At 72.5% G+C, this 12,400-nt stretch carries 11 protein-coding genes; 8 read left to right on the forward strand and 3 right to left on the reverse strand.

From position 1 onward, the window contains the following. The first annotated feature begins 114 nt into the window (after positions 1–114). The 3 genes from ACH45E_RS31525 to sucD all read left to right on the forward strand — a co-directional run bounded on the left by ACH45E_RS31525 (position 115) and on the right by sucD (position 3,818). Positions 115–1,293: a hypothetical protein gene (locus ACH45E_RS31525; RefSeq protein WP_361448115.1), complete on the forward strand. Its 1,179-nt coding sequence runs from the start codon at positions 115–117 to the stop codon at positions 1,291–1,293. Positions 1,294–1,723: 430 nt separating this feature from the next. Next, positions 1,724–2,905 (forward strand): ADP-forming succinate--CoA ligase subunit beta, encoded by a 1,182-nt coding sequence (sucC, locus tag ACH45E_RS31530; protein WP_361448118.1) that lies wholly within the window; start codon positions 1,724–1,726, stop codon positions 2,903–2,905. Positions 2,906–2,933: 28 nt separating this feature from the next. After that, a complete protein-coding gene (sucD, locus tag ACH45E_RS31535) occupies positions 2,934–3,818 on the forward strand; it encodes a succinate--CoA ligase subunit alpha (protein ID WP_361448121.1) in 885 nt (294 codons plus the stop codon). Between the two features lie 143 nt (positions 3,819–3,961). Here sucD and ACH45E_RS31540 read toward each other — a convergent pair whose 3' ends face one another. Beyond that, a complete protein-coding gene (locus ACH45E_RS31540; RefSeq protein WP_361448124.1) occupies positions 3,962–4,780 on the reverse strand; it encodes a sigma factor-like helix-turn-helix DNA-binding protein in 819 nt (272 codons plus the stop codon). 113 nt (positions 4,781–4,893) lie between these two features. On the opposite strand from ACH45E_RS31540, the gene ACH45E_RS31545 reads away from it, so the two are divergent. Then, a complete protein-coding gene (locus tag ACH45E_RS31545) occupies positions 4,894–6,621 on the forward strand; it encodes a DUF6350 family protein (RefSeq protein ID WP_361448398.1) in 1,728 nt (575 codons plus the stop codon). Between the two features lie 35 nt (positions 6,622–6,656). Here the strand turns inward: ACH45E_RS31545 and ACH45E_RS31550 are convergent, their stop codons facing one another. Further along, positions 6,657–7,436, reverse strand: coding sequence for a hypothetical protein (locus ACH45E_RS31550; protein ID WP_361448127.1), 780 nt, complete (start codon positions 7,434–7,436; stop codon positions 6,657–6,659). 267 nt (positions 7,437–7,703) lie between these two features. On the opposite strand from ACH45E_RS31550, the gene purN reads away from it, so the two are divergent. Both purN and purH read left to right on the forward strand, forming a co-directional pair. After that, positions 7,704–8,333 (forward strand): phosphoribosylglycinamide formyltransferase, encoded by a 630-nt coding sequence (gene purN / locus ACH45E_RS31555; RefSeq protein WP_361448130.1) that lies wholly within the window; start codon positions 7,704–7,706, stop codon positions 8,331–8,333. Further along, positions 8,330–9,895: a bifunctional phosphoribosylaminoimidazolecarboxamide formyltransferase/IMP cyclohydrolase gene (gene purH / locus ACH45E_RS31560; RefSeq protein WP_361448133.1), complete on the forward strand. Its 1,566-nt coding sequence runs from the start codon at positions 8,330–8,332 to the stop codon at positions 9,893–9,895. The genes purN and purH overlap by 4 nt, the downstream gene beginning before the upstream one ends. A 98-nt stretch (positions 9,896–9,993) precedes the next feature. Here purH and ACH45E_RS31565 read toward each other — a convergent pair whose 3' ends face one another. Continuing rightward, positions 9,994–10,608: a hypothetical protein gene (locus tag ACH45E_RS31565; protein ID WP_361448136.1), complete on the reverse strand. Its 615-nt coding sequence runs from the start codon at positions 10,606–10,608 to the stop codon at positions 9,994–9,996. Positions 10,609–10,902: 294 nt separating this feature from the next. Between ACH45E_RS31565 and ACH45E_RS31570 the strand changes: the two genes are divergently transcribed. Together ACH45E_RS31570 and ACH45E_RS31575 are read left to right on the forward strand one after the other, a co-directional pair. Next, positions 10,903–11,757, forward strand: coding sequence for a bifunctional methylenetetrahydrofolate dehydrogenase/methenyltetrahydrofolate cyclohydrolase (locus ACH45E_RS31570; RefSeq protein WP_361448139.1), 855 nt, complete (start codon positions 10,903–10,905; stop codon positions 11,755–11,757). Next, the gene (locus ACH45E_RS31575) at positions 11,747–12,256 is read left to right on the forward strand and encodes a DUF3017 domain-containing protein (RefSeq protein WP_399041950.1); all 510 of its coding nucleotides are present in this window, start codon (positions 11,747–11,749) and stop codon (positions 12,254–12,256) included. Before ACH45E_RS31570 ends, ACH45E_RS31575 begins: the two co-directional genes overlap by 11 nt. Positions 12,257–12,400 lie beyond the last annotated feature (144 nt).

Consider the following 12,400-nt stretch of genomic DNA (forward strand, 5'->3'; position numbering starts at 1 on the left):
GTGGACCTGCCGCGCGGGGGCGGAACAGGTCTGCCCGCCCGTCCGGACATCCCCCAGTCCTCCGGACGGAAGCCGCTCAAGACATCCCGGAACCCTGAAGGAACTGACGCACGCATGAACAAGAACATCCGCCGCTCCATCGTCATAGCCGCCGGTGTGACCGGCGTGTGGGCGCTCGGCTCGGCCGTCGCCAGCGCCGACGAACTGCCCGACTCGGCCCTCTCCGCGCCGGACACGGCCGCCGACACCCCGAGCACGGACATCCCGAGCACCGCCAAGGTCCCGGTGGTCGCGAGGACCAAGGCCGCCGAGGCCGTCAAGGGCGCCCAGGCGGCCCGCGCCGCGCGGACCGGGGCCACGGACACGGCGGCGCACGCCGTCACCGAGGCGACCCCCGCGCACACCTCCTCACAGGCCCAGGCCCAGGCCCAGGCCGAGATCGACTACCTGTTCGGCCCTCTCTCCTCCTTCGCCCCCGAACTGGAGCAGGCACCGGCCGCCGCCGAAGCCGCCGTCTCCGGCGTGCCCGGCCACGTCACCGGCACCGCCGCCCCGGTCGTCGACCAGACGGCCGCCGCGGTCGTTCCGCCGGTGGCCGGGACCGCCGTCGACGGGGTGCGGCCGGTGGCCGGTCACGCCGTGGCCTCCGCCACGGGGCTGGCGTACGGCGTGGTCGCCGACGTGCCGCCGTACGCCGCCGGTGTCGCCGGGCAGGTCGGCCGTGACACCACGCACGCGGTCCTGCCGCCGGTCGCGGGCGCCGCCGTGCGCGGGGCCGTGCCGGTCGCCGGGGAGGCCGTCGGGGACGCGGGGACGCTGGCCTACGGCGTCTCGGGCGACGTGCGGCCCTTCGCGGGCGGGGTCGCCGGTCAGGTGCCGCCGCTGGCGTACGGGGTGACCGGGCAGGTGGAGCCCTTCGCGCAGGACGTCGCGGGGGAGGTGCCGCCGTTCGCCGACGGGGTCACCGGGGCCGTCCGGACGGTGGTCGACCCGGTCACCGGCAGCGCCACGACGCTGGCCCACGGCGTGACGGGCGACGTCGCTCCGTTCGCGGGCGGGGTCGTCGGCGAGGCCGACTCCTTCGCCCAGCGGGTCGCCGGGCAGGCGGCGCCCTTCGCACAGGGCCTCACCGGGACCGTCCGGGCCGGCGCCCGTCCGCTCTCCGGGCACGCGGTCAGCGGTGTGACGGGGGTGGCCGAATCGGCGCTCCCGGGATATGTGCATGACACGGGGTACACGCACCTCGTACAGAACCCGCACAACGCGCACGACGGGCACACCTTCAGCGTCTGAGGGCGTCTGAGGGGCCCGTCCCGACCGACTCCGTGGGGTTGAACGGCCCGGACGGCCGAATGCCGTCGGCCCGTCCGACCGACGTCTCACGGACCGGGGCGGCTGGTCCCCATTGGGGTGGGGATCAGCCGCCCACGGCCCCGAAAAGGGCCATTTCAGAGGCCTCACCGGGTCAACCCCAGCCCGGTGAGGCCTCGCCGTCCCGGCACGCCGTGCCAGTGAGGGCGGCATCATGTGACAGGTATCACCGCTCAGGTGTGACCCTCGATTTAGGGACCCCCGGCATGCGGCGATAACCTGCGAGACGGACATGCCGCGCGCTCGGACACCGTGTGCGCTTCCCCAGTGACTCAGGCGGACGTCACGTTGCCCTTCGCGGCACGCCCACGCATCCAACGAACCGCGAGATCACTGATAGGGACGGAAGCGCGTGGACCTGTTCGAGTACCAGGCGAGGGACCTCTTCGCCAAGCACGATGTACCGGTGCTGGCCGGTGAAGTCATCGACACGCCTGAGGCGGCGCGCGAGATCACCGAGCGGCTCGGCGGCAAGTCCGTCGTCAAGGCGCAGGTGAAGGTCGGTGGTCGCGGTAAGGCCGGTGGCGTCAAGCTGGCCGCCTCCGCGGACGAGGCCGTCGCTCGCGCGACGGACATTCTCGGCATGGACATCAAGGGCCACACGGTCCACAAGGTCATGATCGCCGAGACCGCTCCGGAGATCGTCGAGGAGTACTACGTCTCCTTCCTCCTCGACCGTGCCAACCGCACCTTCCTCTCCATCGCCTCCGTCGAGGGCGGCATGGAGATCGAGGAGGTGGCGGCCACCCGCCCCGAGGCCGTCGCGAAGATCGCGATCGACGCCATCGACGGTGTGGACGAGGCCAAGGCCCAGGAGATCGTGGCCGCGGCCAAGTTCCCGGCCGAGGTCGCCGACAAGGTCGCCAACGTCCTCGTCAAGCTGTGGGACACCTTCATCAAGTCGGACGCCCTCCTCGTCGAGGTCAACCCGCTCGCGAAGGTCGCCTCCGGTGAGGTCATCGCCCTCGACGGCAAGGTGTCGCTCGACGAGAACGCCGAGTTCCGCCACCCCGAGTACGAGGAGCTCCACGACAAGGACGCGGCCAACCCGCTGGAGGCCGCCGCCAAGGCGAAGAACCTCAACTACGTCAAGCTCGAGGGCGAGGTCGGCATCATCGGCAACGGCGCGGGTCTCGTCATGAGCACCCTGGACGTCGTCGCGTACGCCGGTGAGAAGCACGGCGACGTCAAGCCGGCCAACTTCCTGGACATCGGCGGTGGCGCCTCCGCCCAGGTCATGGCCAACGGTCTGGAGATCATCCTCGGCGACCCGGACGTCAAGTCCGTCTTCGTCAACGTCTTCGGTGGCATCACCGCCTGCGACGAGGTCGCCAACGGCATCGTCCAGGCCCTGAAGCTCCTGGAGGACCGCGGCGAGAACGTCTCCAAGCCGCTCGTCGTCCGCCTCGACGGCAACAACGCCGAGCTGGGCCGGCAGATCCTCACGGACGCCAACCACCCGCTGGTGCAGCGCGTCGACACCATGGACGGCGCGGCCGACAAGGCCGCCGAGCTGGCCCACGCCGCCAAGTAAGCACTCAGGACGAGGACACCAACACACCATGGCTATCTGGCTCAACAAGGACAGCAAGGTCATCGTCCAGGGCATGACCGGCGCCACGGGCATGAAGCACACCAAGCTCATGCTCGGTGACGGCACCCAGGTCGTGGGCGGCGTGAACCCGCGCAAGGCGGGGCAGACCGTGGACTTCGACGGCACCGAGGTACCCGTCTTCGGGACCGTCAAGGAGGCCATCGACAAGACCGGCGCCAACGTCTCCGTCATCTTCGTGCCGGAGAAGTTCACCAAGGACGCGGTCGTCGAGGCCATCGACGCCGAGATCCCCGTGGCCGTCGTGATCACCGAGGGCATCGCCGTGCACGACTCGGCCGCCTTCTGGGCGTACGCCGGCAAGAAGGGCAACAAGACCCGGATCATCGGCCCGAACTGCCCCGGCATCATCACCCCGGGCCAGTCGAACGTCGGCATCATCCCGGGCGACATCACCAAGCCGGGCCGTATCGGTCTGGTCTCGAAGTCCGGCACGCTGACGTACCAGATGATGTACGAGCTGCGTGACATCGGCTTCTCGACGGCCGTCGGCATCGGTGGTGACCCGATCATCGGCACCACGCACATCGACGCCCTCGCCGCGTTCCAGGCCGACCCCGACACCGACCTGATCGTGATGATCGGTGAGATCGGCGGCGACGCCGAGGAGCGGGCCGCGGCCTTCATCAAGGAGAACGTGACCAAGCCGGTCGTCGGCTACGTCGCGGGCTTCACCGCGCCCGAGGGCAAGACCATGGGCCACGCGGGCGCCATCGTCTCCGGTTCGTCGGGCACCGCCCAGGCGAAGAAGGAGGCCCTGGAGGCCGCGGGCGTCAAGGTCGGCAAGACGCCGACCGAGACGGCGAAGCTGGCGCGGGAGATCCTGGCCGGCTGAAGCAGGCCGATCGAGCGTCGGTAGGCCCGTTCCCCGAGGTGGGGGCGGGCCTACCGGCTTTTTCGCGCCGCGGTGTCGCTTTGCTCCTCGGCGTCGTTTTGCTGTGCGGAAACGGCTGTGCGGAAACGTTTCACTCCGCTGGATCACCCCGGCACCGGCAGCAGTCTCTCCGGCCCGCGCGCCGACTCCCGGCGCAGTTTGGCCCGTAGAGCCAGTTCCTTGGCCGACAGCGGGCCCAGGGCCGCTCTCGGCGGTACGCCCCGCACCGCCTGGGGCGGACCGGGGGGTTTGTCGAAGTGGGTCGGGGCGGTCCGCAGCGTGAGCGTGGTCGCACCGACGACCGCGGCCGTGAGGGCGATCGCGGCGCGGGTCCAGCGGCGGACCCGGCGTTCGCCGAGTGATCGCACCACCGTCGGCCCGGCGGCCCGCAGCCGATCCGTGGAGGCCACTTCGGCCAGCCGCCGGTGCAGCAGCCGGCAGTCCGCCAGTTCCGGGAGCCGCGCGGCCACCGCGGCGCGGGCGTGCGTCAGCCGACGGGCCGCCGCCGGTGTGCTCGCCTCGGTCTCCGCGGCGGTCTCCGGCAGGTCGAGGCCGACACCGTCGTACAGCAGGAGCGTGCGGCGATGGGGCGGCGGGAGCTTCAGCAGCGCGTCCAGCAGGGCGCGGTCGGCGGCGTCGGCCGGGGGCGGGTCGGGGCGGCGGAGCAGGTGGAAGCGGTGCCAGGGGGAGAGCGCGCACTCGTACGCCGTGGCGCGTACCCAGCCCGCCGGATCACGGTCGCGGGCCACCTCCGGCCAGCGCTGCCAGGCGAGCTCGAAGGCCCGCTCCACGGCGGTGCGGGCCGACTCGCGCCGCCCGGTGAGCAGGTACGTCTGCCGTACGAGGGCGGGGGCGCAGAACTCGTACAGCGCGTCGAAAGCCTGAGCGGGTGTCAGGGCGACGTCGGTCTGACGGGGAGTCACCGGTCAGCCCTCCAGAGGAAAAAACACATAAACATATATTGAGCGACACTTCGGTGGTTCGCCTGTTACGCCCGTAAAGCGCGTGTCGTTGGGAGCATGGCGGCGTGACGCAGATGACCGCTCGCCGACCGTCGTTGCCGCCCTTGCTCACCCGCCTGCTCAACCGTTTGCTCACCGGGCTGCGTGACCGGTCGCCCGGGCTGGCCGCGAGCCTCCTGGGCGGCGCGGTCGCGGCCGGGCTCGGCCTCGGCTGCTTCGCCGTGCTCGTGATGGTGCTGTGGGTCAGCTCCCCGTACCCCGACAGCGGGCCGGGCGGCGCGCTGCACGTCGCCGCCGCGCTGTGGCTGCTGGCGCACGGCGTCCAGCTGGTCCGCACCGAGACGCTCTCCGGCGTCCCCGCGCCCGTCGGCGTCACCCCGCTGCTGCTCCTCGTGCTGCCGGCCTGGCTGCTGTACCGGGCGGCGCGGGACGCCACCGACGCGCCGGTCGACGACGACGGCCCGCCGCCGGTCGCCGCGCCCACGGCGTGGACGGGCGTCGTCCTCGGCTACCTCGGGATCGGCGCCGGCGCCGTGCTGTACGCCTCGGGCGGTGCGCTGCGGCCCGTGTGGGAGTGGGCGGCGGTGTGTCTGCCGCTCGTCGCGGTGGCCGCGGCGGGTGCGGGGGTGTGGTCGGCGTACGACCGTCCGCGCGAGCCCCTGCTGGGCGTGCTGGCGCCGCTGCCGGGCTTCCTGCGCCGCCGGGCCCTGGCGCCGGGCGGCCGGGCCGGGCTCCGGGCGGCCGTGCGGGGGGCGCTGGCCGGGACGGGGGTGCTCCTCGGGGGTGGGACGCTGCTGCTCGGGGTGTCACTGGTGGGGCACGGCGCGGCGGCCCGCGGCTCATTCCTGCAGCTGACGGAGGGCTGGACCGGACGGTTCGCCGTGCTCGTGCTGTGCCTCGCGCTGGTCCCCAACGCGGCGGTGTGGTCGGTGGCCTACGCCCTCGGCCCCGGGTTCGCGCTCGGCGCCGGACACGCGGTCGACCCGTTCGCCTCGCATCCCGCGCCGCTGCTGCCGCCCTTCCCGCTGCTCGCGGCGGTACCGGACGCGGGTCTCGCGATGCCGTGGAACTGGGCCGCCAGGGCGGTGCCGGTGGCGGCGGGGGTGACGGTCGCCTGCTTCGCGGCGCGGGCCGGGGAGCGCCGGGCGCGCTGGACCCCCGCGCGGGCCGCCGGGACGGCCCTGCTGGCGGCCGTGTTGTGCGGGGCGGTGCTCGCCGTCCTGGCGAAGTTTGCGGGCGGCCCGCTCGGCGTGGCCGCGCTGGCCCGGTTCGGGCCGGTGTGGTGGCAGGTGGGTGGCGCGGTGCCGGTGTGGCTCGGGGCGGTTGCGGTGCCGGTGTCGGTGGTCGTGCGGTGGTGGCGGGGACGGGCTTCGGGAGTGGTGGCGGAAGGGGGGCCCGAGGGAACGGCGCAGGCGGGGCTGGGGGCCCCGAAGCAGCGGGAGGAGGCACCGAAGGCGCGCGAGGCGACGCCGCCGCTGCCCGCGCCCGAGCCGTTCGTCTACGACAGCGCCCTGGACGCCTACGACGTACTACCGGCCGAGGCCCGGACCCACCCCACGCCGACCGCCCCACCGGCCTCGGTTGCCATGCCGCCCGTGTCGACCCCGCCGACTCCGACCGCCGAGCCGACCCCGGATGCCCCGCCGACGCCGCCTGCTTGGCCGACGCTTAACACCCCGGAGGTATTGCCGACCCCTGGGGCCCCGTCGAACCGGCCGCCCTCGTCGACCCGGTCGACGCCGTCGGGTCCGGCGACTCCGCCCACTCCGCCCGCTCGACCGATCCGACCGGACGACGAGTGACCCCCGTGCAGCGCCCGCGCGCCCCGCGCGACCCGTCAGTCGCTGTTCCCCAGCAGCCCCCGCAGCTCCTGCGGCAGCAACTGCTTGCAGGTCTGCTTGGCCTCGTTGGTGAGGGAGTCGTTCACGCACGTGTAGTAGTCGCGGTAGGCGAGCTGGGCCGTGAAGGTGGCCGCCACGAGGGCCAGGGCCAGGGAGCCGGTGACCAGGCCGCTGATCGCCGCCGTGGTCTGGGGACGGCCGCCGGCCGGCGGGGCCGGGGTGTTCGGGTCGGGCCTGCGGGGCTTGGCGCGCAGGGCGCTGATGCCCCAGTAGAGGGCGAGGGCGCCGAGCAGCAGGGACACGTAAGGCCAGCTGAACAGGGCGAAGAAGAAGGCCCACATGCCGCACAGCAGGGCGTAACGGGCGTGACGCTGGGCGGGGTCGGTGGGGTCCCAGCGCAGGTTGGGGCCGGGGCCGCCGTCCGGACCCTCGGGGCGGCTGCCGGGGCGCTCGCCGAAGCCGCCGGGGGAGCGGCCGGGCTGGCGGTCGCTCCATTGGCTGCCCCAGGGGGAGCGGCCGCCGTCGCCGGAGTCCGGCGAACCCTCGGAGCCCGAGGGGCGCCGGGGCTGCCAGGGCCGGTCCGGTGTGCCCTCCGCCGGCGGGGCGAAGGGGTTGTCGTCCGTCGGCGTATCGTCCCGGCCGTCGCCCTCCGGCCGGGACGAGGGCGCGTCGGGCGGTGAGGCGGGCCGCTCCCGCAGCAGCACGGCGGCGCCCCGCTCCCTTCCCTGTTCCGGCTGCGGGGGGAACGTGAGGAGTCGCAGACTGCGGTCCGGCATCAAGTGAGCGTCTTCCCCTAGATGAATACGGCTGTCCCACGAGGGCTTCACTGAAGGGAACGAGCCGCGCGACGGCCGCGTTCCCGACCAGTTCCCCCCAGACGCTACCTTCCGGCCACGCCCCCGTCCCGTGGGGGCTGTCCCGGGTGCCGGTATCGTTGCTGGCGGTCGGCCGGTTCGTAGACTTCCCCGTATCACGGGGCGCGAAGCATTCGTATGAATGGACAAGCCGTCCGTACAACCGCTTCTTCGAGAAAGGGCCCCGCCGTGGCCGCCAAGCCCGTGGCCAAGCGCCTCGTCGTGCTGGTCTCCGGATCCGGCACCAATCTCCAGGCGCTGCTGGACGAGATCGACCGCGTCGGCCCCGAGGCCTACGGCGCCGAGGTCGTGGCCGTCGGCGCGGACCGGGAGGGCATCGCAGGGCTCGCCCGCGCCGAGCGCGCCGGGCTTCCCACCTTCGTGTGCAAGGTCAAGGACCACGCGAGCCGGGCCGAGTGGGACGCGGCCCTCACCGAGGCCGTCGCCGCGCACCGGCCCGACTTCGTCGTCTCCGCCGGGTTCATGAAGATCGTGGGGAAGGAGTTCCTCGCGCGGTACGGCGGGCGGTTCGTGAACACCCATCCCGCCCTGCTGCCCAGTTTTCCGGGAGCCCACGGCGTGCGGGACGCGCTCGCGTACGGCGCCAGGGTCACCGGCTGCACCGTCCACTTCGTCGACGACGGCGTCGACACCGGACCGATCATCGCCCAGGGCGTGGTGGAGGTCCGGGACGAGGACGACGAGAGCGCTCTGCACGAGCGCATCAAGGAAGTCGAGCGAAGGCTGCTCGTCGAGGTCGTGGGGCGGATCGCCCGCAACGGCTATCGCATCGAGGGACGAAAGGTAGTTATCCAGTGACCGCCGAGAGCAACAAGCGGCCCCTTCGCAGGGCGCTCGTCAGCGTCTACGACAAGACCGGCCTGGAGGAGCTGGCCCGCGGGCTGCACGAGGCCGGTGTCGAGCTGGTCTCGACCGGTTCCACCGCCGGACGCATCGCCGGCGCCGGAGTCCCCGTCACCAAGGTCGAGGAGCTCACCGGCTTCCCCGAGTGCCTCGACGGCCGGGTCAAGACCCTGCACCCCAAGGTCCACGCGGGCATCCTCGCCGACCTGCGCCTCGACAGCCACCGCGAGCAGCTCGCCGAGCTGGGCGTGGAGCCGTTCGACCTCGTCGTCGTCAACCTCTACCCGTTCCGCGAGACCGTCGCCTCGGGCGCCTCGCCCGACGAGTGCGTCGAGCAGATCGACATCGGCGGCCCCTCGATGGTCCGCGCCGCCGCCAAGAACCACCCCTCCGTCGCCGTGGTCACCAGCCCCGCCCGGTACGCGGACGTCCTCGCCGCGGCCACCGACGGCGGCTTCGACCTCGCCACCCGCAAGCGGCTGGCCGCCGAGGCCTTCCGGCACACGGCCGAGTACGACATCGCGGTCGCGAGCTGGTTCGCGAGCTCCTACGCGCCCCTCGACGACTCGCAGTTCCCCGACTTCCTCGGCGCCACCCTGAAGCGCAAGAGCACCCTCCGCTACGGCGAGAACCCGCACCAGCCCGCCGCGCTCTACGTCGACGGCACTGGCACGGGTCTCGCCGAGGCCGAGCAACTGCACGGCAAGGAGATGTCGTACAACAACTACACGGACACGGACGCCGCCCGTCGTGCCGCGTACGACCACGACGAGCCCTGCGTCGCGATCATCAAGCACGCCAACCCCTGTGGCATCGCGGTCGGCGCGGACGTCGCCGAGGCGCACCGCAAGGCGCACGCCTGCGACCCGCTGTCCGCGTTCGGTGGTGTGATCGCGGTCAACCGTCCGGTGTCGAAGGAGCTGGCGGAGCAGGTCGCCGAGATCTTCACCGAGGTCATCGTCGCGCCGGACTACGAGGAGGGGGCCCTCGAAGCCCTCGCCAAGAAGAAGAACATCCGGGTGCTCAAGGCCCCGGCCGCACCCTCCCACCCCGCCGAGGTCAAGCCCATCGACGGCGGCGCGCTGCTCCAGGTGACGGACCGCCTCCAGGCCGACGGCGACGATCCGGCCAACTGGACGCTCGCCACCGGTGAGGCGCTCGACGCCGAGGAGCTGAGGGAGCTCGCCTTCGCCTGGAAGGCGTGCCGGGCGGTGAAGTCCAACGCCATCCTGCTCGCCAAGGACGGCGCCTCGGTCGGCGTCGGCATGGGGCAGGTCAACCGGGTCGACTCCGCGAAGCTGGCCGTCGAGCGGGCCGGCGCCGAGCGCGCCCAGGGCTCGTACGCCGCCTCCGACGCGTTCTTCCCCTTCCCGGACGGCCTGGAGATCCTGACCGCGGCAGGCGTCAAGGCCGTGGTGCAGCCCGGCGGTTCGGTCCGCGACGAACTGGTCGTGGAGGCCGCGAAGAAGGCGGGCGTGACGATGTACTTCACCGGCACGCGCCACTTCTTCCACTGATCCGGATCCGGACCCTCGTCCGGCGACGCGCCAGGGCCGTGTCCCCCCTCACGCGGGGTGGGACACGGCCCTTGGTGTGTGCCGGTGGTCCGCCGGGTTCAGAACTTCGGACGGTTGAACCACGCCGAGGCCGCGCTGTTCACCATCGAGGCGAGGATGATGCCGGCGAAGGCGAGGGAGACGACACCGCCGAAGGTGCCCGAACCGCCCGCGCCCCGCGTGATGTTGACCAGGCTGCCGAGCAGCATCAGGGACGCGTACACGATCGTCGTGATACGGATCCCGCTGCCGCCGTTCTTGAACTTCACGCCCAGGAAGATCGACAGGCTGCCCAGCGCCAGCATCAGCAGGGCGAAGAAGATGAGCAGGCCGGTCGCCGTGCTGGTGTCGTCACCCGAGCCGATGCCGTTGGAGGCGTCCTGCGCGGCACCGGCGACGACGCCGATGCCGAGGCCGGCCAGGAACTGGAGGCCGGCCAGGATGAACAGCAGCACCCGGGCGGTCTTGATCAGGCCCGGCATCTCCATCGGGGCGCCGTAGCCGTAGCCCTGCGGGACCGGCGGGGCGGCGGGGTAGCCGTAGCCGGGCTGCGCGGGGGGAGCCGACGGGTAGCCGTAGCCCGGCTGGCCCTGCGGCGGCTGCTGGGGCGGGTAACCGGGGGGCTGCTGGCCCTGGGGCGGGCCGTAGGGGTTGTTGGGGTCGCCGAAGCTCATGGCCGGTGTTTCCTCCGTTGCTTCACGTGCGGGGACGACGCGGCACGGTGCGGAGGAAAGTTCTACAGATGCGGTCCGTCCCCCCGGTACTGCCCGCGGCACTGTCTACTCATCGTTCTTTAGCAGGCTCTTACTTGTCCAGCCGCATTCGCGATGTGTTGTGCAAGTGCAACATCATCGATCAAGGTCGGACATGGGCGGCGGTAGCCGCAAACCGTCCCAGGGGCCCCGGATCCGAACCCGGATCCGAACCCGGATTGGAACAGGGGGGCCGTCATCCGCGAGGATGGGACCATGACCGCCCAGATTCTCGATGGCAAGGCCACCGCAGCCGCGATCAAGTCCGATCTGACCGCCCGCGTGGCGGCGCTGAAGGAGAAGGGCGTCACGCCCGGCCTCGGCACGATCCTGGTCGGGGACGACCCCGGCAGCCAGAAGTACGTAGCCGGCAAGCACCGCGACTGCGCCCAGGTCGGCATCGCCTCCATCCAGCGCGAGCTGCCCGGCACGGCGACGCAGGAGGAGATCGAGGCGGTCGTCCGGGAGCTGAACGAGGACCCCGCCTGCACCGGCTACATCGTCCAGCTCCCGCTGCCCAAGGGCATCGACGAGAACCGCGTCCTGGAGCTGATGGACCCGGACAAGGACGCGGACGGCCTGCACCCGATGAACCTCGGCCGTCTCGTCCTCAACGAGCCGGCCCCGCTGCCCTGCACCCCCAACGGCATCCTCACCCTGCTGCGCCGCCACGGCGTGGAGATCAAGGGCGCCGAGGTCGTGGTCGTGGGCCGGGGTGTGACCATCGGCCGCCCGATGCCGCTGCTGCTCACCCGGCGCAGCGAGAACGCCACGGTGACCCAGTGCCACACGGGCACGCGGGACCTGGCGGCGCACCTGAAGCGGGCCGACATCATCATCGCGGCCGCCGGTGTGGGCCACCTGATCCGGCCCGAGGACGTCAAGCCGGGCGCGGCCGTCCTCGACGTCGGCGTCTCCCGCGACGCCCAGGGGAAGATCGTCGGCGATGTGCACCCCGGAGTCGCCGAGGTGGCCGGCTGGATCTCCCCGAACCCGGGCGGCGTGGGCCCGATGACCCGCGCGCAGCTGCTCGTCAACGTGGTCGAGGCGGCGGAGCGCAGTGCCGGCTGAGGACACCCACGAGACCCACGAGGCCCGCGAGACCCGGGACGACCGCGACAGCGCGGAGCCGACCGTCCGGGACGCGATCAGCGCGCCCGACGCCGAGGGGCACCCGAAGCGGGTCACGCGCCGCTTCCCGCTGTTCACCCGGGACACCGCGCGGCCCGAGGGCGGCGGTCGGGCCGCCTCCGGCGACGCGCCGGCGCCGGCCCGGCAGTGGCCGATGATCGCCGTGACCGCCCTGGTCGCGCTCGGGCTGCTGCTGACGGCGTTCGACCTGTTCCGGCTGGGCACCCTGATGGTCGGCTCGGCGCTGCTCGCGGGCGCCGCGCTGCGCTGGGTGCTGCCCGGCGTCGGCATGCTGGCGGTCCGCTCCCGCTTCACCGACATAGTCACCTACGGCGTACTCGGCGCGGCGATCGTCCTCCTGGCGTTGATGGCCCAGCCCAAGCCGTTGCTGGAGATCCCCGTCCTGAAGGACACGCTGCACTTCACGCTGACCCACTAGGCCTCGCCGTACGTCGCCTCCCTACTCCACGTGGCCCGTTCGGGTGACTACTTCGGGGATATGCCGCGAAGTAGTCATACAACCGGGCTAACGTGCCCAATCGGACGTCCCTGTCGGTAGCCGGAACGGGGACCGGAGGGGGGA

It is taken from the genome of Streptomyces sp. NPDC020299, from assembly GCF_044387825.1.
Lineage (GTDB): Bacteria > Actinomycetota > Actinomycetes > Streptomycetales > Streptomycetaceae > Streptomyces.